Annotated in this window: 18 protein-coding genes; 10 read left to right on the plus strand and 8 right to left on the minus strand. The window is 69.7% G+C overall.

Going from position 1 to position 23,605, the window contains the following annotated elements:
- The first annotated feature begins 3 nt into the window (after positions 1 to 3).
- Positions 4 to 984, plus strand: a complete 981-nt coding sequence (locus DEO45_RS12005; protein ID WP_114343965.1) for a mitochondrial fission ELM1 family protein — start codon at positions 4 to 6, stop codon at positions 982 to 984.
- On the opposite strand, the gene DEO45_RS12010 is transcribed toward DEO45_RS12005, so the two are convergent.
- Together DEO45_RS12010 and glnE are read right to left on the minus strand one after the other, a co-directional pair.
- Entirely contained in the window at positions 979 to 3,972 is a 2,994-nt protein-coding gene (locus DEO45_RS12010; protein WP_114343967.1) for a ligand-binding sensor domain-containing diguanylate cyclase, read from the minus strand. The two genes, DEO45_RS12005 and DEO45_RS12010, sit on opposite strands and share 6 nt — an antisense overlap.
- Before the next feature lie 119 nt (positions 3,973 to 4,091).
- A complete protein-coding gene (glnE, locus tag DEO45_RS12015) occupies positions 4,092 to 6,965 on the minus strand; it encodes a bifunctional [glutamate--ammonia ligase]-adenylyl-L-tyrosine phosphorylase/[glutamate--ammonia-ligase] adenylyltransferase (protein ID WP_114343970.1) in 2,874 nt (957 codons plus the stop codon).
- Between the two features lie 181 nt (positions 6,966 to 7,146).
- Between glnE and DEO45_RS12020 the strand changes: the two genes are divergently transcribed.
- Together DEO45_RS12020 and DEO45_RS12025 are read left to right on the plus strand one after the other, a co-directional pair.
- Positions 7,147 to 9,096, plus strand: a complete 1,950-nt coding sequence (locus DEO45_RS12020; RefSeq protein WP_114343972.1) for an LTA synthase family protein — start codon at positions 7,147 to 7,149, stop codon at positions 9,094 to 9,096.
- Between the two features lie 115 nt (positions 9,097 to 9,211).
- The gene (locus DEO45_RS12025) at positions 9,212 to 9,763 is read left to right on the plus strand and encodes a hypothetical protein (RefSeq protein ID WP_114343974.1); all 552 of its coding nucleotides are present in this window, start codon (positions 9,212 to 9,214) and stop codon (positions 9,761 to 9,763) included.
- A 133-nt stretch (positions 9,764 to 9,896) separates the two neighbouring features.
- Here the strand turns inward: DEO45_RS12025 and DEO45_RS12030 are convergent, their stop codons facing one another.
- The 3 genes from DEO45_RS12030 to DEO45_RS12040 form a co-directional block, all read right to left on the minus strand.
- Positions 9,897 to 11,201, minus strand: coding sequence for a Fic family protein (locus tag DEO45_RS12030; protein ID WP_223250859.1), 1,305 nt, complete (start codon positions 11,199 to 11,201; stop codon positions 9,897 to 9,899).
- 227 nt (positions 11,202 to 11,428) lie between these two features.
- A complete protein-coding gene (gene groL / locus DEO45_RS12035) occupies positions 11,429 to 13,081 on the minus strand; it encodes a chaperonin GroEL (RefSeq protein ID WP_114343980.1) in 1,653 nt (550 codons plus the stop codon).
- 118 nt (positions 13,082 to 13,199) lie between these two features.
- On the minus strand, positions 13,200 to 13,493 hold the full coding sequence (locus DEO45_RS12040) for a co-chaperone GroES (RefSeq protein ID WP_114343982.1): 294 nt from the start codon (positions 13,491 to 13,493) through the stop codon (positions 13,200 to 13,202).
- A gap of 221 nt (positions 13,494 to 13,714) precedes the next feature.
- Between DEO45_RS12040 and cutA the strand changes: the two genes are divergently transcribed.
- Positions 13,715 to 14,050 carry a divalent-cation tolerance protein CutA gene (gene cutA / locus DEO45_RS12045; protein ID WP_114343984.1) on the plus strand — a complete coding sequence of 112 codons (336 nt, stop codon included), beginning with the start codon at positions 13,715 to 13,717 and terminating at the stop codon, positions 14,048 to 14,050.
- Here cutA and DEO45_RS12050 read toward each other — a convergent pair.
- From DEO45_RS12050 to DEO45_RS12060, 3 genes are all read right to left on the minus strand, one after another.
- Positions 14,014 to 14,445: a cupin domain-containing protein gene (locus DEO45_RS12050; protein WP_114343986.1), complete on the minus strand. Its 432-nt coding sequence runs from the start codon at positions 14,443 to 14,445 to the stop codon at positions 14,014 to 14,016. The two genes, cutA and DEO45_RS12050, sit on opposite strands and share 37 nt — an antisense overlap.
- Positions 14,442 to 15,470, minus strand: coding sequence for a TlpA family protein disulfide reductase (locus DEO45_RS12055; protein ID WP_114343989.1), 1,029 nt, complete (start codon positions 15,468 to 15,470; stop codon positions 14,442 to 14,444). The genes DEO45_RS12050 and DEO45_RS12055 overlap by 4 nt, the downstream gene beginning before the upstream one ends.
- Positions 15,471 to 15,582: 112 nt before the next feature.
- Positions 15,583 to 17,022, minus strand: a complete 1,440-nt coding sequence (locus tag DEO45_RS12060; protein WP_114343991.1) for a PLP-dependent aminotransferase family protein — start codon at positions 17,020 to 17,022, stop codon at positions 15,583 to 15,585.
- A 346-nt stretch (positions 17,023 to 17,368) separates the two neighbouring features.
- On the opposite strand from DEO45_RS12060, the gene DEO45_RS12065 reads away from it, so the two are divergent.
- The 6 genes from DEO45_RS12065 to accC all read left to right on the plus strand — a co-directional run bounded on the left by DEO45_RS12065 (position 17,369) and on the right by accC (position 23,587).
- On the plus strand, positions 17,369 to 18,265 hold the full coding sequence (locus DEO45_RS12065) for a DMT family transporter (protein WP_114343993.1): 897 nt from the start codon (positions 17,369 to 17,371) through the stop codon (positions 18,263 to 18,265).
- Between the two features lie 79 nt (positions 18,266 to 18,344).
- Positions 18,345 to 20,531 (plus strand): protein-disulfide reductase DsbD family protein, encoded by a 2,187-nt coding sequence (locus DEO45_RS12070; protein WP_114343995.1) that lies wholly within the window; start codon positions 18,345 to 18,347, stop codon positions 20,529 to 20,531.
- A complete protein-coding gene (locus DEO45_RS12075; RefSeq protein WP_114343997.1) occupies positions 20,531 to 21,070 on the plus strand; it encodes a TlpA family protein disulfide reductase in 540 nt (179 codons plus the stop codon). The genes DEO45_RS12070 and DEO45_RS12075 overlap by 1 nt, the downstream gene beginning before the upstream one ends.
- Before the next feature lie 131 nt (positions 21,071 to 21,201).
- The gene (gene aroQ, locus DEO45_RS12080; RefSeq protein ID WP_114343999.1) at positions 21,202 to 21,654 is read left to right on the plus strand and encodes a type II 3-dehydroquinate dehydratase; all 453 of its coding nucleotides are present in this window, start codon (positions 21,202 to 21,204) and stop codon (positions 21,652 to 21,654) included.
- A gap of 75 nt (positions 21,655 to 21,729) precedes the next feature.
- On the plus strand, positions 21,730 to 22,200 hold the full coding sequence (accB, locus tag DEO45_RS12085) for an acetyl-CoA carboxylase biotin carboxyl carrier protein (protein WP_114344002.1): 471 nt from the start codon (positions 21,730 to 21,732) through the stop codon (positions 22,198 to 22,200).
- Between the two features lie 10 nt (positions 22,201 to 22,210).
- Positions 22,211 to 23,587: an acetyl-CoA carboxylase biotin carboxylase subunit gene (accC, locus tag DEO45_RS12090; RefSeq protein WP_114344004.1), complete on the plus strand. Its 1,377-nt coding sequence runs from the start codon at positions 22,211 to 22,213 to the stop codon at positions 23,585 to 23,587.
- The last annotated feature ends 18 nt before the right edge of the window (positions 23,588 to 23,605 follow it).

Below are 23,605 nucleotides of genomic sequence, written 5' to 3' on the forward strand. Positions count from 1 at the left end.
CCCATGCCGAGACTGCACGGCGAATGCTGGGTGATCACCGACGGCGCCGCCGGCAACCAGCGCCAGGCACTGGCGCTGGCCGAGTATCTGCAGTTGCCGCTGCGCCACCTGGTGTTGCAGCCGCGGGCACCGTGGTCGTGGCTGGCACCGCGGTTGACGCTGGGCGGCCGGCTCGCCCTGTCCGGTGGCGAGCGTCGCCTGTTCGCGCCGCCGTGGCCGGCCGTGGCGATCGGCTGCGGCCGCGCCGCCGCGCTGTTCACCCGCCTGCTGCGCCGGCTGTCGGACGGCCAGTGCTACACCGTGCAGATCCTCGACCCGCGTCTCGATCCCGCGCACTGGGACACGGTGATCGCGCCGCGCCACGACCAGCTCGACGGTCCCAACGTGCTGCGCCCGCTCGGTTCGCTGAACACGGTGGACGACGAGTGGCTGGCTGACGGCCGCGAAGCCTGCCCCGGCTTCGCCGAACTGCCGCAACCACGCGTGGGCGTACTGCTCGGCGGACCGCGCCGGGGCATCATGCTGGACACGGACTATGCGCGCCGGCTGGCCGACTGCCTGCTCGAACGCCGACACCGGGAAGGCGGCAGCCTGCTGGTGCTGGGTTCGCGGCGTACGCCGCCGGCACTGATGGACATTTTCCGCGCCGCCCTGCGCGACGTGCCCGGCCTGGTCTGGGCCGGCCCCGACGACGGCCGCAACCCCTACCCGGGCGTGCTCGGCTGGGCCGACCGGCTGGTGGTCACGCCCGATTCGGTGAACATGCTGAGCGAGGCCTGCGCCGTCGGCTGCCCGGTATCGACCCTGGTCACCAGGCCGCTCCCGGCCAAGCTCGAACGCTTCCATCAGGCCCTGCGCACAGCCGGTCTGCTGCACGACCTGGACGCCGACACCGGCATGACGCCCGCCCCGCCGCTGCGCGAGACCACGGCGATCGCGGCGACCTTGCGCGAGCGCATCCTCGCCCGTCCACGCGATTCATGACGCCTCTCGTACCCAGCGCAGGCGACCGGCGGCGAGCAGCGCGTCGAGCTGCGGCCCGAACGGAACGCACAGGACGTCCGCCGGCAGCGGCGTGCTGGCGACCAGGCCGACGCTGACGTTGCGACCTTCCTGCTTGGCGCGGTACAGCGCAAGGTCGGCCAGTTCAAGCGCGATCTCGAACGTGTGGTCGTCGGCATGCATGGCCAGCGGGTGCATGCTGAAGCCGATCGAACAGGTCAGCCTGACACTGCCGCCACGGCCATCGGGGAAGGCCTGCGCGGTGATCTCCCGGCGCAGGCGTTCGGCGATGCCCAGCGCGCCGGCAGCATCCACGTCCGCCAGCAGCAGCAGGAACTCCTCGCCGCCCCAGCGCACGGTGATGTCGCTGTCGCGCCGCGCCGCAGCCAGCATGTGGCCCAGCTCGCGCAGGACCGCGTCGCCGACTGCGTGGCCGTAGCTGTCGTTGATCTCCTTGAAATAATCGATGTCGATCTGCAGTACCCCGATGCAGGCGTCGGCGGCAAGCACGCCGGGCAAGTGCTTCAGCAGGTAGCGGCGATTGTGCAGCGAGGTCAGTGCGTCGGTATGGCTTTCCTCGGCCAGCGCCAGGTTGGTCACGCGCAGCCGTTCGACGGCACGCGTCAGCTGCTCGGTGCGCTGCGCGACCTGCGCTTCCAGCCAGGCGTTGCGGCGGCGTTGCGAACGCATGCTCCAGCCGAGCAGCAGGGCCACGACCAGGCCCAGCAGCAGAATTGCCGCCAGGCGTACCCAGGTGCGTTCGTACCAGTACGGCGTGATCCCGATCGGCAGATCCGCCTCGACGCCGTAACCGGATGCGCCGGACACCGTGGCGGCGACGCGAAAACGGTAGCTCCCCGGCGGCAGGTGCGTATAGAACGCGATGCGCCGCTCGCCGGCATCCTGCCAGGCCGTGTCGTAGCCCTCCAGCCGATAGCGGAAACTCAACGTCCCCGGGTGCAGGTAGGGCGCGGTGTAGTGGATGGCCAGGTCGCGTGCACCCTCATGCGGTTTGAAGCCGTCGTCCAGGAACTGCCGTCCGGCACGCTCGACCGATTCGATCATCGCCGGCGGCGGCCTTGGCAGCGGACCCAGCGCTCGCGTGTCCACGCCAAGCGCGCCATCGGTGGTGCTGTACCAGATGATGTCGCCGTCGACCAGGCTGCGGGCGCTGGCGCCGCCGTTGCAGCAACGCCCACTGTTCACGCGGCTGCTGCGCTCTTCCCCGGCTATCCGCTGCGGCGCGACCCGGCGTGCCGGCGAGCCGGGCCGCGGCAGCTGTGCCAGCGGCAGCCGCCAGGCGCCGGCGATCGAGCCGACATAGAGATCGCTGCCGATCACGTCCAGGGTCCAGGCATTGTCGCTGGGCAGGCCGTCCTTCTGCCCGGTCATGCGCAGTTGCCCGTCGACCATCACGCCGATGCCGGCATCGCTGGTCGCGACGCCGAGCAGGCCGGGCCCGAGCATGGCCAGGCGGGTGACGAAATGGCCACGCAGCGGCCGGGCCCATGCCGGCTCCTCCAGCTTGCCGTCATGCCACTCGCGCACGCCGTCCTCGGTGCCGAGATAAAGATGGTCGGGCGCCAACGGCAGGATCGAGCGGATGATCGCCGCCGCCGAGGATGCGCCCGGATCGGCGCGCACGAGGCTACCCTGGCGCCAGCGGTAGAGGCCCTCGGAGCTGCCGATCCAGAAGTCGTCGTCGGCGACTTCGCGGATATTGTCGATGCGCAGATTGTCCAGCGCGGCCAATGCCGGCGGGGTGACCTTGCGGCCATGGTCGAACACCGCGATGCCCGCGCGGGTACCGACCCACAGCCGGCCCCGATGATCGTGGAACAACTCGTACGCCGAGGGGTTCGGCAGGGTGCTGCCCGGGATCAGCGGATGCACGCGCTTGCCGTCGAAGAGCTGCACGCCGGAATTGGTGCCGAGCACGATGCCGCCCTGCGGCGCACGCACGATGCTCCAGACCAGCGTGTCGTCCACCCCGTCGCTGCTCGACACGCGGCGCGTCCAGCCGTTCCACACCCGGTACAAGCCATCGATCTGGGTCCCCATCCACAGGTTGCCCGCGTGGTCTTCGAATAGCGCACGGACCCATGGATGGCGAACGAGATCGTCGTCGCCGATCTGCTCCAGGCTGCCGCCCGGCAGGTGCCGGTACAGTGCCGGCACGGTGCCGATCCACAATGTGCCGCCGCGGTCGACCAGCAGGCTCTCGATCCCGGTGGTGTCGAGCCCCGCGCCCAGCCCGGACGGCACGATGCGATCGCCGTCCAGCCGCATCAGACCCAGGCGGGTACCCAGCCACAGGCCACTGCGGCGCGTACCCGCCATCCGGCTGATCGCCACCGGCTGGGAACCCGCCCCCTGCTCGACGCAGGTCGCGGCGGGCAGGCTGGCCGCCGGATCAAGCCGGCATACGCGCCCGAGGCCGCCGATCCACAAGCTACTGCCATCACGCAACAGGCTGAATGCGGCGCCGCTGTAGCCGGGCACCGCTTCGATCCGGTCGTTGCGCACGCGCGCCAGGCCCTTCGCCGTGGCCAGCAGCGGGGTGCCGTCGCCCGCATCGATGATCGCATTGACCGTATCGCCGCCCAGTGCAATGAAGCGACCATGGCGTTCGCGCAGCAGCCCATGCGCTCCGCCGAACCAGACCTGTCCCTGCGGGTCGGCCCATGCCACAGCCAGCATGCTGGTGTCGACGCCGGTACCGGCGCGGTCGAAGGTGACGAAACGCGTGCCGTCGAAACGCGCCACCGCGGCCTGCGTGTTGATCCACAGGAAGCCCGCGCGATCCTCCGCGATGTCCAGCACGGTGATCTGCGGCAAACCCTGTTCGACACCCCAGTGATCGAGCACGAAGGCATGGAATGGAACCTGCGGATCCATGCCCAAGGCCGCCCGCATACCGGATATGCAGATCACTACCGTGAACAGGATGGTGTACGACACCCTTGCCATGATTCCCCTGCGGCGAGGCCGGCACTGCCTCGATGACACCGCGCTGCCGGCCCGATCTTGCCCTGTCCGCGAGGCGCCCGACAAGCCCGGTCGCGTGGGTCACATGCGGACCGGCGAACCTACGTCTGGCTGCCGGGTCCGCCAAAGGCGAAGCCGAGCGCGGCGGCAACCTCGCGCACACCGGCGCATATCTGGCTGAGTTCCGCGTCGCGCGGCGCGATGCGCGGGCGCAGGTCGAGCGTGCAGGCGAGCGCGCGCTGCAGCAGGTCGGCGTGGGCCACGGCGAGAATCGCCGCCTGGTTGTCGTCGAGCAGGCCGGCGACGCGGCACGCCTCGATCAGCCCGGCGTTCGCGGTGACGCCGAGCAGGGCCGGCTGCCCGGCCGCATGCGCCAGCACCAGTCCCTGCAGCGCGAACTCGATGTCGAGCAGGCCGCCATGGCCCTGCTTGAGGTCGAACTGGCGCTCGTCGGAGCGGTCGCGCTCGGCGCGCCAGCGCTGGCGCATGCTGCCGACCTCGGCCAGTACGATGGCGCGCTCGCGCGGCACCGCCAGGATCGCGCGGCGGACCCCGGCCAGCTCGGCGTTCAGCGCTCCGTCGCCGGCCACCGGCCGTGCGCGCAGCAGCGCCTGGTGTTCCCAGGTCCACGCGCGGCTCTGCTGGTAGGCCACGAAGGCGTCCAGGCTGCCGACCAGCAGGCCCTTGGAACCGTCAGGGCGCAAGCGGGTATCGACTTCGTACAGGCGGCCGCCGCGGGTCAGCACGGTGAGCCAGTTCATCACCCGCTGGGCCAGGCGCTGGTACCAGCGCGAGCCCTCGATCGGTCGTGCGCCATCGCTCAGCACCTGCGCGCGGCGACCGTCGTAGACGAACACCAGGTCGAGATCGGAGGCGAAGCCGAGCTCCTCGCCGCCGAGACTGCCGTAGCCCAGCACGGAAAACCCGGAGCCCGGCTGCCGGTCGGTTCCCGGCAGGCGGCCATGCTGGGCGACCAGCTCGCGCTCGGCCAGCGCCAGCACCGCAGCGACCACCGACTCGGCCAGCGCGGCCAGCCGGCGCGCGGTGGCCACTGCATCGGCACGGCCGTCGTTGAACGCCAGGCCGAGCCGGAACGCGGTGGAGGCCTTGAACTCGTTGATCCGCTCCAGCTCCGCTTCGGCCTCGCGCTCCTCCAGCGTGCCCAGCACGCGGGCGATCTCGGCCGTGATGTCGGCGCGCTTCAGCGGCAATTGGTCGATGCGCGGGTCGAGCACGTCGTCCAGCAGCAACGGCTGCGCGATGACGCGCTCGGCCAGGAACGCGCTGTCGGCGAACAGCCGCACCAGCCGTCGCCGCGCCGCCGGCTGCTCCTCCAGCAGCGCGAGGTAGGACGAACGCCGCGCCACCGCCTGCATCAGCCGGCACAGCCGCAGCAGGCTGGCCACCGGCGCCGCGGTGGCGCGGGCGGCATCGAACAGCTGCGGCATCAGATGGTCGAGCCGCTCGCGCGAGCGCGGCGACATCGCACGCACCGCCGCGGCCTGCGGCAATTTCAGCAAGGCATCCGCCAGCTCGGCGCCGGGCACGAAACCGGAGGCTTCCAGCGTGGCGGCGTCCAGCGATTCGTCGCAGGCACGCTGCCACAGCAGCTTGTCGGCGGCCGGCACGCTGGCCGCGCGACCGCCTTGCGGCATCAGCACCGCGGCGAATTCCTCGCTGACCACCGCGCGCTGCTTCGCCAGCGCCGCATGCAGGCTGTCCCAGTCGGGATAATCGAGGCCGCGCGCGATGCGCTCGCGGCTCAGTGCGTCGGCGGGGATGTCGTGGGTCTGCGCGTCGCGCAGCATCTGCACGCGGTTCTCGACCCGGCGCAGCAGCACGTACGCCTCGCGCAGCATGCGCGCGCGCGCCGCGCCGATGTGGCCGCGCGCCTCACAGGCGGTCAGCGCGCCCAGCAGGCCGCGCACGCGCAGGGACGGTTCGCGGCCGCCGCGGATCAGCTGGGTCAGCTGCACGATGAACTCGATCTCGCGGATGCCGCCGGGGCCGAGCTTGAGGTTGTCGGCCAGATCCTTGCGCGCCACCTCCGCGTCGATCAGCGCCTTCATCTCGCGCAGCCCGGCGAACGCGGTGTAGTCAAGGTATTTGCGGTAGACGAACGGGCGCAGCAGCTCCTGCAGCTGCTTGCCCGCGGCGCGGTCGCCGGCCACCGGGCGCGCCTTGATCCAGGCGTAGCGTTCCCAGTCGCGGCCCTCGCTCTGGTAGTACTGCTCCATCGCGGCGAAGGACAGCGCCAGCCGGCCGGCGTTGCCGAACGGGCGCAGGCGCAGGTCGACCCGGGCACAGAGGCCGTCCATGGTCGGCTCGTTGAGCAGGCGCACCAGCTGGCGGCCGAGCCGCACGAAGTATTCGCTGTTGTCGAGCGTCCGCGCGCCGTCGCTGTGGCCGCCATGCGGGTAGGCAAACACCAGGTCGATGTCGGAGGAGAAGTTCAGCTCGCTGCCGCCGAGCTTGCCGAAGCCGACCACCAGCAGCCGCTGCAGCGCACCGTCGGAATCGCGACCTTGGCCGTAGCGCGTGGCCAGCGCGCGTTCGGACCAGCCCAGCGCCGCATCCAGCAGCGCCTCGTACAGCACGCTGGTGGCGGACAGCGTTTCCGGCAGGTCGTCCAGGGCGTTGACGTCGCGGAACACCAGCCGCAGCGCCTCGGCATGGCGGAAGCGGCGCAACGCCGCCATGCAGGCGGCCTCGTCGTCCGGCAGCTTCAGCGCGTCGATGCGCGCACCGGCGTCGCTGCCCGAACGCAGCCGTTCCAGCCCGGCCGGCGCCAGCAGCTGCGGTTGGCGGCACCACACGTCGAAGGCGAAATCGCTGGCCAGCAGGGTGCGCCGGATCCGCTCGGCTACGCCGGCGTCGTCGTGCAGCGGCACGCCGGCGGCGCGGCAATGGGCGGCCAGGTCGGCGTAGCGGTCGTCGATCAGCGCACGCAGCGCGGGGGACTCGGGGATAACCATCCGCGCATTGTGCCGCAGTGCGGCAACCGACGCCGCCCCGCAAGCCGGTACACCAAGCTTGCGCTGGAGCGTTGGACCACCTGCGCCAGTCCCGCACCCGGCGTTTCCCCACCTACACGCGGTTCATCTGTGCCGGATTACATTTGAGTGTCCGCAACATGACAGCAAGCGCAGGACTGCCATGCCCCTGACCCGTGCCCACCTGCCTGCACGCTGGCGCGCCGTCGTTCCGCGCGTCGCGCTGGTGCTGTTGCTTGCGCTGGCCTTCGTGCTGCTGACCGGCCTGCTGGATGGTGGCGTGGGCGTGAGTCCGCCGCGCATGTTCGACCAGGCTCGCTATCCGCTGGCCAACGCCTGGCCGGGGCTGCTGCTGGCCCTGGTGCTGCTGGTCGCCAGTCGTCGCGCCGTGCTGTCGTTCGCCCTCGCGTTCCTGCTGCAGGGACTGCTGTACGCGGCCAACGTGTTGAAGAAGGCGAATCTTGGCACGCCGCTGCTGCCGGAGGATTTCCGCATCGTCGGCCAGCTGCGCAAGGGCGGCCTGCATATCCTGTCCGGCTACCTGCCGCACAGCCCCTGGCCGTATCTCGGCGCACTTGCTGCGGTGGCGCTGATCGTCGCGGCGTGGCGGCTGGAGCCGCCCCTGTTCCCGCGGCGCACGCGCGGCCTGCGCCTGCTCGGCGGCAGCGTGTTGGCGCTGGCGCTGGCCAGCCTGCTGGCCGGGCGGCCGGTGTGGAGCCGGGTCTACAACGCCAATACGCTGTGGCTGGAGCCATGGTCGGCAATTTCCACCGCCACCCACTCCGGCCTGGTCAGCTCGCTGATGCTGTTCCACCTGGAATACAACAAGGGCGAGCGCAAGCCGGATCGCGCTGCGGCCACGCAGCTGATCGAACAATCCACACCGGCCCTGCTGCAGTCCATGCGGGCGCCGGCAACGGGCGGCGAATTGCCCGACATCGTGGTGGTGCAGAGCGAGTCGTTCTTCGACCCCGCCATCATGCGCGGCTACGAGCACAGCAACTTCACGCCGAACCTGCGCCGGCTCGCCGCCCACGGCACCAGCGGCGCGCTGCATGTGCCCACTTTCGGCGGCGGCACCATCCGCACCGAGTTCGAGGTGCTCACCGGGCTGTCGCTGCGCTATTTCGACAACCTGCAGTTCCCCTACCTGCAGATGGGCCACAAGCCGCTGCCGGGGCTGGTTCGCGCGCTGGGCCGGCACGGCTATTCGACGCTGGCGCTGCACGGCAACGATCCGGCGTTCTGGAACCGCACCGCCGCGTTCAAGATGCTCGGCTTCGACCGCTTCGTGTCGCAGTCGTCGTTCCCGCACGACGCGCCCAACGACGGCAAGTACATGGCCGACAGCGCGATGACCGGCGAAATCATGGCGCAGCTGAAGGACCACGGCCCGCCGCAGTTCATCTTCGCCATCAGCATCGAGGCGCATGGCCCTTACGACGTCGAACCCGCCCACGCTGCCGAGCGCGACGCGATCCCGGTGCCCGCAGGCATCGAGGGCCGCGACAAACTGGAGCTGCAGACCTACCTCTACCATCTGAAGCACGCCGATGCCGAACTCGGCCGGCTGGTTGAGCTGTTGGCCCAGCGCCAGCGGCCCAGCGTGGTGCTGTTCTACGGCGACCACCTGCCCGCGCTCAGCAACAGCTACCGCACCACCGGTTTCGTCGACGGCGGTGACATGCTGAACCAGGCCGGCGTCTGGCTGCTGGTCGATCCGAAGCATCCGGGCCAGCGCGCGCAGGTGGACACCGCTGCATGGCTGCTGCCTGGCAAGCTGCTGGCGCATGTCGGCATCCACGACGACGCGTATTTCGCGCTGACCGAACTGGTCGGCCCGCAACTGGCGGTACTCACCGAGGCCCCCGGTGCGCCGCCGCTGCCCGAGGGCGACGATCAGCGCCAACTCGACGCGGCGATGGGCAGCGTCGGCCAACTGCGCATGCGCGGCAAGCTGGACCGCCTGCTGCCGCAACCGCCCGAGCCCTCGCCCGCCAACGTCGCCCACAACGACGAGCCGCCAACTTCGCCGCCCGCGGGCGCGATGTTGTTCGATGCAGCGGACTGGCGCGGCCATCGGCCACTGTTCAGCGAGCTGTCCGCCGACTGAAGGCCGCGGCGCCCTGTTCAGACGGGAGTCTGGCAGCGGCACCTAGTTTGGCGGCGTCCGCGAAGCCGTGGCACGGCCTTGGTTCGCGGCATCCCCTACATTGGAGGTCAACCCCATGCGCAAGACCATGCTCTCAGCCCTCGTTCTCGGTGCCAGCGTTTTCACCGCATCCGCCTTCGCCCAGGCCAGCCTCGGCGGTGCCGCCCAGGTCGGCGCCGGCGTCCATGCGGGCGCGGTCGTGCCGAGCGCCATGCACACGGCCGGCCAGACCACGGCCCAGACCGGGCAGAGCCTGCATCGAGCCGGCTCCCATATGAAGCACAAGGCCCGCATGGTCACCGACAAGACCGCGTCGGCCGTGAATGACAACGCCAACGCCAATGCCAACGGCGCGATCGGGGCGGGCGCCGGCGATTCGCATGCCAACGCCAACGCCAATGTCAACGCGAATGTCGATGCCGGAGAAGGCCTCGATACCGCTGCCACCGCTGGCAAGGCCGGCAACATGGGCCAGGGCGTGGGCGGCAACGTGCGCGACGCCGCACACTCGGCGATCCAATCCACCGATCGCACGGCCGGCTCGGTCGGCAACGCGGTGAAGGGCCTCAACGCCAGCGGCAACGCCGGCGCCAGCGGGAATGTCAACGCCAACGCCCACGGGCACTGAGCCGGCCACCACCGTCCGGGCATATCGCCCGGGCCGGCAGCGCAAAAAGAAAACCCCGCCTTGGCGGGGTTTTCTCTGGTCGTGCCTTGGATGCGGGCTGGGAAATCCATGCCCATGCCACCCGTGCCCTCAATCATGTCGCCGCTCCTTCTGCCGTATCGCTCGGTCCGCCGAACATCTCGATATACGCCTGATATCGGAACAACCGGTTGCGCCGGTAGCCGGTGGTTTCCACCAGCACACTCAGTTCCACCAGCCGCGATACCAGGTTGTTGGCGGCGGTGTAGGTGGTACCAGTGAGTTCCTGCACATCGGAAACCGAGACGATCGGGCGCCGGTAGAGATGCTCCAACACCTTGTGCCCATTGCCGGCAGCGCGACCGAGGCCGATGGTGACGCGGGCGCGATGGTCCTCGCGCAGGGCAAGGACGCGCCGCGCTGTTTCGGTGGCTTCGCGGCTGACGCTGGTCACGCCGCGCAGGAAGAAGGCCAGCCAGCCTTCCCAATCGCCGTTGTCGCGCACGGCCTGCAGGCGCTCGTAGTATTCGACGCGGTGCTGCTTGAAGAAGTGCGAGAGGTACAGCACCGGCTTGACCAGGATCTCGCGCTGGCACAGCAGGAAGGTAATCAGCAGGCGGCCCACGCGGCCGTTGCCGTCGAGAAAGGGATGGATGGTTTCGAACTGCGCATGCGCCAGCCCGATCTGAATCAGCTGCGGCAAGGTGCTGTCGGCATGCAGGAAGGTTTCCAGCGCGCCGAGGGCGAGTGGCACTTCGTGCGGCGGTGGCGGGACGTAGGTCGCTTCGCGCAGTGTGCAGCCGCCGGGGCCGATCCAGTTCTGCGAAACGCGCAGTTCGCCCGGCGTCAGGCGTATGCCACGCACACCTTGAAGCAGGCGCTGGTGGATTTCGCGGATCAGACGCACGGACACCGGCAATTCCTGCAGCCGATGCAGACCATAATTCATCGCGGCGACGTAGTTGACCACCTCGTCGACGTCGCGCGGGCGATCCGGCGCCAGAATATGCGCCTCGGCCGCCAGCAGATCCTGCAAGGAACTCTGTGTACCTTCGATCTGGCTGGACAGCACCGCCTCTTTGCGCACGTACATGAAGACGAACAGGTCGGGGTTAGGCAGGGTCTGGATGGAACCGTCGAGCCGGCCCAGCGCGCGGTCGGCGTGCGACAGCAGTATCTGCAGCTCGCCTTCCAGCCGAGGCAGCGGTTGCGGCGGCAGCGGCGCGGGATAGAAGGCGCGGTAGCCGGTGGGCTGTGCGATATAGCGCCCGGCGCGATGGCGCAGGGTCTCATTGCTGCCGGGGGGATCGACCGTACTCATGCGAGGCTGTCCTGCATTTGGCTCGAATCTCCGCCCATATTTAACGCAGCCTATAATGTAAGGACAAGTCGGCGCTGTATGCAAGACAGCCTGCGACATGCACTGCCCTCGTGGGGTCATGTCGTCGACGATGTCCGACAACGGGCCGTCGGCCTCCCTGCTCCAGTGCGGGGATGGGCCGTGCCAATGTCGCCACAGTGGGTAGCAGCATCTGCGCGCGGGACTACCAACCCCCGATACGAAAAACCCCGCCGGGGCGGGGTTTTCGTATCGCGGAGCCCTCGACTTTGCCGCTGCGCGGCTAGGTCCGGGACAAACGGTGGGGCTTAGAAATCCATGCCGCCCATGCCACCCATGCCACCGCCCATGCCACCGCCGCCATGGCTGTGGCCTTCGTCCTTCTTCGGCAGCTCGGCGACGATCGCCTCGGTGGTGATCGCCAGGCCGGCGACCGACGCGGCGTGCTGCAGCGCCGTGCGGGTCACCTTGGTCGGGTCCAGGATGCCCATCTCGACCATGTCGCCGAACTCACCGCTGGCGGCGTTGTAGCCGTAGTTGCCCTTGCCTTCCTTCACCTTGTTGAGGATCACGGACGGCTCTTCGCCGGCGTTGGCGACGATCGCGCGCAGCGGCGCTTCCAGCGCGCGGCGGGTGATCGCGATGCCCAGGTCCTGATCGGTGTTGTCGCCCTTCAGGCCTTCGACCGCCTTCAGCGCGCGGATCAGCGCGACACCGCCGCCTGGGACCACGCCTTCTTCGACAGCCGCACGGGTCGCGTGCAGGGCGTCTTCGACGCGGGCCTTCTTTTCCTTCATCTCGACTTCGGTGGCGGCACCGACCTTGATGACGGCCACGCCGCCGGCCAGCTTGGCCACCCGCTCCTGCAGCTTCTCGCGGTCGTAGTCGGAGGAGGTCTCCTCGATCTGCGCCTTGATCTGGCCGATGCGCGACTGGATGCGCGCGGCTTCGCCGGCGCCGTCGATGATGGTGGTGTTTTCCTTGGTGATCACCACGCGCTTGGCGCGGCCCAGGTCGCCGATGGTGGTCTTCTCCAGCGACAGGCCGACTTCTTCGGACACGACCTGGCCGTTGGTGAGGATCGCGATGTCTTCCAGGATCGCCTTGCGGCGGTCACCGAAGCCCGGCGCCTTGACGGCGGCAACCTTGACGATGCCGCGGATGGTGTTGACCACCAGCGTGGCCAGCGCCTCGCCCTCGACTTCCTCGGCCACGATCAGCAGCGGCTTGCCGGCCTTGGCGACAGCTTCCAGCACCGGCAGCAGCTCGCGGACGTTGGAGACCTTCTTGTCGTGGATCAGGATGTACGGGTCGTCCAGCTCGACCTGCTGGCTCTGCTGGTTGTTGATGAAGTACGGCGACAGGTAGCCGCGGTCGAACTGCATGCCCTCGACCACGTCGAGTTCATTGTCCAGGCCCGAGCCTTCCTCGACGGTGATCACGCCTTCCTTGCCGACCTTCTTCATCGCGGTGGCGATGATGTCGCCGATGTTGGTGTCGGAGTTGGCCGAGATGGTGCCGACCTGGGCGATTTCCTTGTCGTTCGCGGTGGGGTTGGAGAGCTTCTTCAGCTCGCCGACGGCGGCGATCACCGCCTTGTCGATGCCGCGCTTCAGGTCCATCGGGTTGATGCCCGCGGCGACGGCCTTGAGGCCTTCCTGGATGAACGCCTGCGCCAGCACGGTGGCGGTGGTGGTGCCGTCGCCGGCGACGTCGGAGGTCTTGGAGGCGGCTTCCTTGACGATCTGCGCGCCGAGGTTCTCGTACTTGTCGGCCAGCTCGATCTCCTTGGCGACGGACACGCCGTCCTTGGTGATCGTGGGGGCGCCGAAGCTCTTCTCGAGCACGACGTTGCGGCCCTTCGGGCCCAGGGTGACCTTGACGGCATTGGCGAGCGTGTTCACGCCCTTGAGGATGCGCGAGCGGGCGTCTTCGCCGAAACGGACTTCTTTGGCGGCCATAAATTTTTTCCTTGAAAAAATTGAAATAGGTACGGGCAATCTTGCTAAAGGGGTGCGGGAAGGAGCTAAAGGCGACTGGCGTGCGCGCTTGTTTCGCGCTCGACCAGTCAAGCGTGGATCAGCCCTCGATCACCGCCACGATGTCGTCTTCCTTCAGGAAGACCAGCTCTTCGCCGTCGATCTTGATTTCCTGGCCGGCGTACTTGCCGAACAGCACCACGTCACCGGGCTTCAGCGACATCGGGCGCACCTTGCCGTCGCTCATGATCAGGCCGGTGCCGGCGGCGACGACCTTGCCGCGGGTCGGCTTCTCGGTGGCGCTGTCGGGGATGACGATGCCGCCGGCGGAGACGCGCTCTTCTTCGAGACGCTTGACGATGACGCGATCGTGCAGGGGACGCAGTGTGCTCATGGATGACTCCAGCTGACTTGAGTTGTTGATGGACAAGGCTTTCAAGGCCCGGAACGGCGACCCTGTTAGCACTCAAAGTTGGTGAGTGCCAATTTTACGGGTATGCGACCCCGCTGCAAGAACTTTGAACCGGGGGGGGATGCCACAGCTAATTGGGCGGACGGGTGCCGCTTTCAAGGGGCGCCGGCGAAATCGCCCCACGACCCGGGTACGCTTCGGCCATGACCCTGACCCACCCCGCCACCGTGCTGCTCTGCTACTGCAGCTGCCCCGACGCCGCCAGCGCCCGTGCCATTGCCGAGGCACTGGTCGGCGAGCGGCTGGCCGCCTGCGTCAACCGCCTGCCGGCCGTCCAATCCACCTATCGCTGGCAGGGCACCGTGACCCACGACAGCGAGGAACTGCTGCTGATCAAGACCACCGCCGCCCGCTTCGACGCGCTGAAGGCGCGCCTGCTCGAACTGCACCCGTACGAGCTGCCGGAGCTGGTCGCGGTGCCGGTGGAGCGGGGCCACACGGCCTATCTGGACTGGGTGCGCGCCGGCGTGGCGGGCTGATCGGCGACATGGAGCCGGGCCTGCGGCCGGGCCACGAACACCACCAGCATGGTTGCCGTCTCGCTGCGGCTGGCGTTGCCGCAGAGCACATGGTGCGCCCCGGCCGGCTCGAACCAGCTCTCGCCGGGGGCGTAGACGCGCGCTGGTGTCGCGTCCAGCTGGCTGCGCACGTGGCCGGCGAGCACGTAGACGAAGGCATCCGCCTCATGGCGGTGCGGTGCGGAGGATTGGCCCGGCCGGTAGGTGACAGTGAGTGCGGTGAAGCGGGCGCCCGGGGCTTGGGTCAGCGGTACCGCGAGCAGCGCGTGCTCGTCGACGGCCGCAGCCGGCGTGGCGGCGCCGGCGATGGCCGCAGCGACCAGCAACCGGGGCAGGAAACGCGGCGAACGCATCATGACGACACCCCTCGGCGGCCGGCCAGGGTCTTCATGGCCTGCTCCAGCGGCGCACCCGCGTCCTCGATCCGCCGCACGATGCGTCCGGAATCGTCGAAGAGCAGCACCGTGGGCACGTGGCTGACGCGGAAGCGGCGGAACAGCGCACCGGAGGCGTCCAGGGCGAGCGGCATGCCGAGGCGATGCGCGTCGCGGTACGTGGCCAGCTCCTCGCGGTTGGCCCACAGTCCCGAGGCGATGCCCAGCCAGCGCACCCGGCCCGCGCCGGCGGACAGCGCCGCCACCTGCTCGCGCACCGCGCGGCAGCTCTGCGCCAGTGCGGGGCGGCTGTCCGCCAGATAGGTCTCGCACCAGGGAGAGAGGAACACCAGCGCGGTGGGCCGGCCGGGTTGCGGCAGGGTGAAGGAGCCGCCGGCGAGCGTGGCCGTGGCCGAAGCGGGCACGCGGTCGCCCACGTCGTAATGGACTTCGCGCCCGGGCGCAGCCGCCGCGACCACCGCGGCGCCCGTCTCGCGGCGCGCCGCCAGCAGGGCTGCATCCAGCTTCGCGTTGGCCTCGTGGCCGACGTAGAGAATGCGCCCGTCGCGGCCGATCACCACGTGCTGCGGCGTCACGCGCAGGCGGAAGGCCTCGGCCAGGGTGCCGTCGTCGAACACGATCGGCATCTTCAGGCCCATCTCGCGGCGGTACTTGCGTACGTCGGCGACGGTCTCGTCGAAGCCCACGCTGATGGCGATCACCGCCAGGTCCCCGCCGGCCCCGGCGTAGGTCTGCTTCAGGTGCGGCATCTGCTCGCGGCAGGGCACACACCAGGTGGCCCAGAACTTCAGGTATACGGCCTTCCGGCCGTAGAGGCCGGCCAGGTCGATGGTCCGCCCGTCTATGGTCCTCAGCACCATCCGCGGCGCCGGCGTACCGACCAGGCCCTGGCCGGCGGCCTCGGCACGCTGCTGGCCGGACTGGGCCCACAACGGTCCGGCGACGATGGAGAGCAAGGTGAAACAGAGGATGGCGAGGCGACGCATGGCGGATACCGGCAAGTGGAGGTGCCCTATGCTGGCGTCGATGTGGCCCCAATGTAAGAGCCACGTTCCATCAATGCGACGGGTCCACTTTGGCGGCGGCGCCGTGCCTGCCTCAGCGCGGCAGCAGGCGCGCCACCCGCCGCAGCGCCTCGCCGATGCGCGCGGCCTCGATCATGCCAAAGCCCAGCACCAGCCCCTGCATGGCGACCCGGCCGTGGGTATAGCCGTCCAGGCCTTCCAGATGGATGCCCTGGGCGGCGGCCTGCTCCACCAGGGTGGCGCTGCGGACCCGGTGGGGCAGCCGCGCCGAAAGGTGCAGGCCCGCATCCGACGGCCAGGCCTCGATGCCGTGGCACGACAGCGCCTCCAGCAGCGTCGCGCGGCGCTCCGCGTACTCCTTGCGCATCCTGCGCACGTGGCGGGCCAGGTGGCCCTCGGTGATGAACGCCGCCAGGGTGTCCTGCGCGGGCAGGTCGCAGTGCCAGTCGGTCATCGCCTTGGCCGCCGCCAGCGCGGGCAGCAGCCAGGGCGGTGCCACCACGTAGCCCAGCCGCAGTGCGGGGAACAGGCACTTGGAGAAGGTGCCCACGTAGCACACCAGGCCATCGCGATCGAGTGTCTGCAGGGCGTCCAGCGGGCGTCCGCCGTAGCGGAACTCGCCATCGTAGTCGTCCTCGACCACCACCGCCTGGCGGGCCGCGGCGAAGGCCAGCAGGGCCGCGCGCCGCGACGGCGACATCGGCACGCCCAGCGGGAACTGGTGCGAGGGCGTCACATAGACCACGCGCGCCTCGGCCGGGATTTTCTCCACCACCAGTCCCTCGGCATCCACCGCCACCGGTACCACCCTGGCGCCGGCGGCTGCGAACGCGGCGCGCAGCGGCGGGTAGCCCGGGTCCTCCACCGCCACCACGGTGCGCCCCGGCGTCACCAGCACCCGCGCCAACAGGTCGAAGGCCTGCTGGGCGCCGCTGGTCACCACCACGTCGTCCGGATCACAGGCCACCGCGCGGGCGAAGGAGACGTGCCGCGCAATCGCCTCGCGCAGGGCCGGGCGCCCGGTGGCGTGGCCGTACAGCGGCGGCGCCTTGGACAGGCCGCGTAGGGCCCGCGCCGACAGCCGCCGCCACAGCTCGAAAGGAAACTGCCGGTTGTCGGGAATGCCCACGCGGAAGTCATGGGTACAGGCGCCCAGCTGCATCGGCGCCGGCAGGCGCGCCGCGCGCCAGTACGGGGTCAGCCGGCGGTCGCCGCCGGGTCCGGGCGGCGGCGCGCCGCGCTGGCCGCGGCGCCCCAGCAGATCGGCCACGTAGTTGCCGGCACCGCGCCGGGCGACCACGTAGCCCTCGCTCAGCAGCAGTTCGTAGGCCGCCACCACCGTGTTGCGCGAGATCTTCAGCGCCTGCGCCAGTTCGCGCGTGGCGGGCAGGCGCAAGCCGGGCTGGAGTCGCCCGTCGAGGATCGCCGCGTGCAGCTGCGCGTGCAGCGCGGCCAGGCGCTGGCGCGACCCGCTGGCGGGCAGCTGCAGCGGAAACTCGAACGGATGCTGCATGGCGCCCCGCAAAGTGGACCCTGATGATTGTCATATCGTGGATCTTTTCAAGGACCATGGCAACGCCTAGCCTGCACCTACTCCCACCGGACAGGAGCACCCCGTGACGCAGCCCACCGCCATCCCTGGCCACGACCCCCACCCGCGTCGCCACGTGGGCGTACCCCACCGCGGGATCGGCCTCGTCGCCGAAATGCGGGCCACCGCCCCTCGCTGAACGGCGCCGCACGACGCCCGGCAGCCCGAAGCCGGACCGTTCCCGCAAACGGCCGGCGGCTCGAACACTGCTGACAGCATCTGGCATCGCCGCACCCTAATCTGGCCGCCTCCCATCAGGAATCCCACCGTGAAGAAGATCGACTACGCCGTGCTGCTGTCGCTGGGCGCCCTGTGGGGGGGCTCCTTCCTGTTCATGCGGATGGGCGCCGGCGCCTTCGGCGCGCTGCCGCTGGCCGGCCTGCGCGCGATCGGCGCGGCGCTGTGCTTCCTGCCGCTGCTGGCCTCGCGCCGACGCCGGGCCGAGTGGCGCGCGCACTGGTGGCCGATCGCGGTGGTCGGGCTGACCAACTCGGCGCTGCCTTTCGTGCTGTTCACCTTCGCCACGCGCAGCCTGCCGGCGGGGCTGGCCTCGATCATCGACGGCATGACGCCGATGTTCGCCGCACTGATCGGCTGGCTGTGGCTGGGTCAGCGGCTGGACGCTTGGCGCGGCGCCGGGCTGGCGATCGGTTTTGCCGGCGTGGTCTGGCTGGCCGAAGGCAGTCTCGCGCCGGGGTCGGGCGCGGGCCTGGCGCTGCTCGCCTGCGTCGCCGCCACCGTGCTGTACGGCTACGCGGTGCATTACACCCACCTGCGCCTGGCCGGCGTGACGCCGCTGGTGGTGACGGTCGGCAGCCACATGGTCGCCGCGCTCCTGCTGCTGCCGACCACGCTGCTGGCGTGGCCCACGCAGCCCCCGCCGCTGCATGCGTGGCTGGCGGCCGCAGGGCTGGCCGTGCTGTGCACGGCGCTGGCCTACGTGCTGTTCTTCTGGGTGCTGGCGCGGGTCGGCGCGACGCGCATCATGGTGATCCCCTACCTGATCCCCGCATTCGGCGTGCTGTGGGGCGCCCTGCTGCTCGGCGAACCGGTGAGCGCGCGCATGCTCGGCGGCTGCGCCGTGATCCTGCTGGGCACGGCGCTCACCACCGGGCTGGTCCGCGGACGCCGCGCCACGGCGCCGCTGGCCGCCGGGGAGACATAAGGCCGCAACGAACGGCGGCCCGTTCCGCATGATCCATAATGCTTTCTCCACCGTTGCACCACCGGAACCTGGAACCACGATGCCTTCGACCATCGGCCGCCTGGCCGCCCGCCTCCCCGCCCTGGCCCTGCTGCTTGGCCTGCTGTGCGCGCCGTCCGCGCCGGCGCAGGACACCGACAACCTGCTGCCGGTCACCGAGGCGTACAAGTTGAGCGCCGACGCCGCCACCCCCGGCGTGCTGAAGCTGCACTGGACGATCGCGCCGGACTACTACCTCTACCGCGGCCGCATGAAGTTCAAGGGCGGCGACGGCGTCACCCTCGGCGAGGCGCAGCTGCCCGACGGCGAGAAGCATCACGACGAATACCTCGGCGACGTGGAGACCTACCACCACGGCGTCGACGCCAGCATCCCGTACACGGTCGCCGCCGGCACCACGCGACTCGCCGTGAGCGTGCAGTACCAGGGCTGCCACGAGGTCGAGCCGAAGATCTGCTATCCGCCGCATACCGAGAAACTGGACCTGCCGCTGCCGGCCGCAGCCGGCGCTCCGGCCACGCCGGCTGCGGGCAACGCATTGGGCGCGGCGCTCGACCGGCTCGGCAGCAATGCCGGCACGACTGCGGCGGGCGCGCCGCTGCCAGCCGAACAGGCGTTCCGTTTCGAGGCGCTGGCGCAGGGTCCCAAACAACTGTTGCTGCGCTGGACGATGCCGAAGGGCTACTACCTGTACCGCGACCAGACCACGCTGAAGCTCGCCGACGCCGCCGGCCTCACGCTGCATCCCGCATGGCCGGCCGGCACCGCGCATCACGACGAACACTACGGCGACGTCACCGTGTACTTCGACCAGGTCGAGCTGCCGGTGACGGTGGACGGCGACCTGGCCGGCCGCATGCGACTCGCGCTGCAGGCGAGCTTCCAGGGCTGCCAGGACGGCGGCCTGTGCTATCCGCTGATGACGCGCACGGTGGACATCGACCTGAATGGCGGTGCGGCAACGTCCGGCACACCAGCGCCGGAACTGCCACCGGCCGATCTCGCCGGCGGCCCGCTGCAGGTCAGCCTGCTCGCCGCGCTGCTGCTGGCGCTGGGCGGCGGACTGGTGCTGAACCTGATGCCGTGCGTGCTGCCGGTGCTGTCGATCAAGGCGGTCAGCGTGCTGGAAAGCGGCGAGAACCGCGCCACCGCGCGCCGGCATGCGCTGTTCTACACCGCTGGCGTGCTGAGCAGCTTTGCCGCGCTGGGGTTGGGCATCCTCGCCCTGCGCGCGGCCGGCCACGCGATGGGCTGGGGTTCGCAGCTGCAGCAACCGCTGCTGGTCGGCGCACTGGCCTGCGTGATGCTGGCGGTGGGCCTGTCGATGTCCGGCGTGGTGCAGTTCGGCGCGTCGCTGGGCAATACCGGCGCGAATCTGGCCAACCGCTCCGGCCCGGTCGGCGACTTCTTCACCGGCGTGCTGGCGGTGGTGGTGGCCAGCCCGTGCACCGCGCCGTTCATGGGCAGCGCGCTGGCGTACGCGTTCGCCGCGCCGATGTTGTCCGCGCTGCTGGTGTTCCTGGCGCTGGGCGTCGGCCTCGCGCTGCCGTTCCTGGCGGTCGGCTTCGTGCCCGCGCTGGCGCGCCTGCTGCCGAAGCCCGGACGCTGGATGGAAACGCTGAAGCAGGTGCTGGCCTTCCCGATGTACCTCACCGCCGCCTGGCTGGTGTGGGTGCTGGCCAACCAGCGCGGCGCCGACGCGGTCGGCCTGGTGCTGGTCGCGATGGTGCTGCTGGCGATGACGCTGTGGTGGTTCGAACGCAGCCGCTCACGGGGAGCGCCCGGCAAATTGATGGTGGCGGTGCTGGCGCTCGCCACCCTGGTGCCGTTGTACCTGCTGGCCCAGGTACCGCCGCCGTCGGCTGCGGCCGTGGCCGAGGAAGGCGTGGTCGCCTACAGTCCGCAGAAACTCGCCGAGTTGCGCGCGGCCGGTACGCCCGTGTTCGTCGACATGACCGCCGACTGGTGCGTCACCTGCAAGGCGAACGAACACGCCGTGCTGGGCACGCAGGCGTTCCGCGACCTGCTCCAGCGCACCGGCGCGGTCTACATGAAGGGCGACTGGACCGACGTCAACCCGACCATCAGCGCGTTCCTGCAGCAGTACCACTCGCCCGGCGTGCCGCTCTATGTGGTGTTCCCGAAAAACGGCGGCCCGGGCAAGCAGTTGTCCACGGTACTGACCCGCTCGATGATCGAGCGGGCGCTGACCGAAGCGGCACGCTGATGCTCAGCCGCAGCAACTGGCTGATCCTCGGCCTGGCCGTGCTGGCCGCCGCGCTGGGCGGCTACCTGCAACACCGCCAGCGGGCCGCCGGGACGACGCCGCCAAGCCTGCTCGGCCAGTTGCCGCCGCCGCTCGTGCTGCCCGACCTCGACGGCAAACTCCATCGACTGGACGATTACCGCGGGCGCCGCGTGCTGCTGAACTTCTGGGCCAGCTGGTGTGCGCCGTGCCTGCGGGAGATGCCGGCGCTGGCCGAGGCCCAGGCCAAATTCGGCGAACAGGGGGCGATCGTGATTGGAATAGCGATGGATGAGCCAGTACACGTTCGCGCCTTTTTGGCGGCACATCCGGTGGATTACCCGATCCTGATCGGGGAGATGGGGCCACCAAGCAGCTCGCTGAAACTCGGCAATACACGTCAGATACTGCCTTATAGCGTGCTGATCGACGCCGATGGACGCATCCTGGCCACACATGCCGGGCCGCTCTCCGCCGCGCAGCTGGCACGGTGGCTGGCACCGGCGGAAGCCGAGCACTGACATACGGCCACGCACGGAAACCCGGCGCTTCTCCGTCAAACATCGCCGATCTGCAGCGAACTGGACAAGATTCCCGACTGCGCGCACACTGCGCCGGGTTCCGGGGCCTCCGGACGCTGGCGGACGGTTTCGTGGCGAAAATCCTGGTCCTGCACGGACCCAACCTCAACCTGCTGGGTGCACGCGAGCCGCAGATCTATGGCCGCGAGACGCTGGCCGACATCAACCGGCAACTGGCCGAGCGCGCGCACGCGGCCGGGCACGAGCTGGCCTGGTTCCAGTCCAACGCCGAGCACGAGCTGGTCGGGCGCGTCCACCAGAGCCGCGACGACCGTACCGCGATGATCCTGTGCAACGCCGGCGCGTTCACCCATACCAGCATCGCGCTGCGCGACGCGTTTGCCGCGGTGGCGATCCCGTTCATCGAGGTGCACCTGTCGAACCTGTTCGCCCGCGAGTCGTTCCGCCACCACTCGTACCTGTCCGACCTCGCGCTCGGCGTGATCTGCGGTTTCGGCGGCGACAGCTACCGGCTGGCGCTGGACGCGGCGCTGCAGCGATTGCAGGCGCCGGCCGCGTCCTGACCGGCGTGCCGCCGTACGGCCCACCCCATCCACTTCCAGCCACCCCGGTGGCATGACTGACCAAAGGCTGATCCGATGGATTTGCGCAAAATCAAGAAACTGATCGACCTGCTCGAGGAATCCAACCTCGCCGAACTGGAAATCAAGGAGGGCGAGGAAGTCGTCCGCCTGTCGCGCGTGCCGAAGAGCGCCGCACCCGCCCCGGCCGCCGTACCGGCCGCGCCGGTCGTGATGGCCGCCGCGCCCGCCCCGGTCGCCGCGACCCCCGCGGCGCCGTCCGCCGAGGCTGCGGTCGCGAACGCGCTGCCCGCCGGCCACGTGGTGAAGGCACCGATGGTCGGCACGTTCTACGCCTCGGCCACGCCGGGCACGCCGGCCTTCGTCAAGGTCGGCCAGCAGGTCAAGGCCGGCGAGACGCTGGGCATCATCGAGGCAATGAAGATGTTCAACCAGATCGAGGCCGACGTGGCCGGCACCGTGCAGGCGATCCTGGTCGAGAACGGCCAGCCGGTGGAATTCGACGAACCCATGTTCGTGATTGCCTGAGGCCGCCCGGATGCTCGAGAAGGTCGTCATCGCCAACCGCGGCGAAATCGCCCTGCGCGTGCTGCGCGCCTGCCACAGTCTGGGCATCAAGACCGTGGCGGTGCACTCCACCGTGGACCGCAACCTGAAGCACGTCGGCCTCGCCGACGAGTCGATCTGCATCGGCCCCGGGCCGTCGGTCGACAGCTACCTCAACATCCCGCGGATCATCGCCGCGGCGGAGATCACCGACGCCCAGGCGATCCACCCTGGCTACGGCTTCCTGTCCGAGCGTGCCGACTTCGCCGAGCAGGTGGAGCAGTCCGGCTTCGTCTTCATCGGCCCGACCGCCGAGGTGATCCGCCTGATGGGCGACAAGGTCGAGGCGATCCGCGCGATGAAGTCGGCCGGCGTGCCATGCGTGCCCGGCTCCGGCGGCCCGCTCGGCGAGGACGTGGACACCAACGTCAAGATCGCCCGCGAGATCGGCTACCCGGTGATCATCAAGGCCGCCGGCGGCGGTGGCGGCCGCGGCATGCGCGTGGTGCGCACCGAGGCGCACCTGGGCAACGCCATCACCATGACCAAGGCCGAAGCCAAGGCCGCGTTCGGCAACGAACAGGTGTACATGGAGAAATTCCTGGAGAATCCGCGCCACGTGGAGATCCAGGTACTCGCCGACGGCCAGGGCAACGCGATCCACCTGGGCGAGCGCGACTGCTCGATGCAGCGCCGCCACCAGAAAGTCGTGGAAGAAGCCCCGGCCCCGGGCATCACGCCGGAGCAGCGCGCGGCGATTGGCAAGGTCTGCGTCGACGCCTGCCTGCGCATCGGCTACCGCGGCGCCGGCACGTTCGAGTTCCTGTTCGAGAACGGCCGCTTCTACTTCATCGAGATGAACACGCGCATCCAGGTCGAGCACCCGGTGACCGAATTCATCACGGGCATCGACCTGGTGCGCGAGCAGTTGCTGATCGCCGGCGGCGAGAAGCTGTCGATCCGCCAGGAGGACGTCAAGATCACCGGCCATGCGATCGAGTGCCGCATCAACGCCGAGGATCCGGACACGTTCATGCCCAGCCCCGGCACGGTGAAGCGCTTCGAGGCGCCCGGCGGCCCCGGCGTGCGCGTGGACACCCATCTGTACGACGGTTACCGCATCCCGCCGAACTACGATTCGATGATCGGCAAGCTGATCGTGCACGGCCCCGACCGCGAGACCGCGATCGCGCGCATGCGCCTGGCGCTGGCCGAGACGGTGATCGAGGGCGTCAAGTGCAATATCCCGCTGCAGCAGCGGATCATGGCCGACGCCGGCTTCCACCATGGCGGCCAGAACATCCACTACCTCGAGAAGCGGATGGCCGAGCAGAAGGAACACAAGGCGGCCGGCGAAGAGAGGGAGTGAGTGGAGAGGAGTGAGGAA

The organism is Rhodanobacter denitrificans (genome assembly GCF_003335105.1).
GTDB lineage: Bacteria > Pseudomonadota > Gammaproteobacteria > Xanthomonadales > Rhodanobacteraceae > Rhodanobacter > Rhodanobacter denitrificans_A.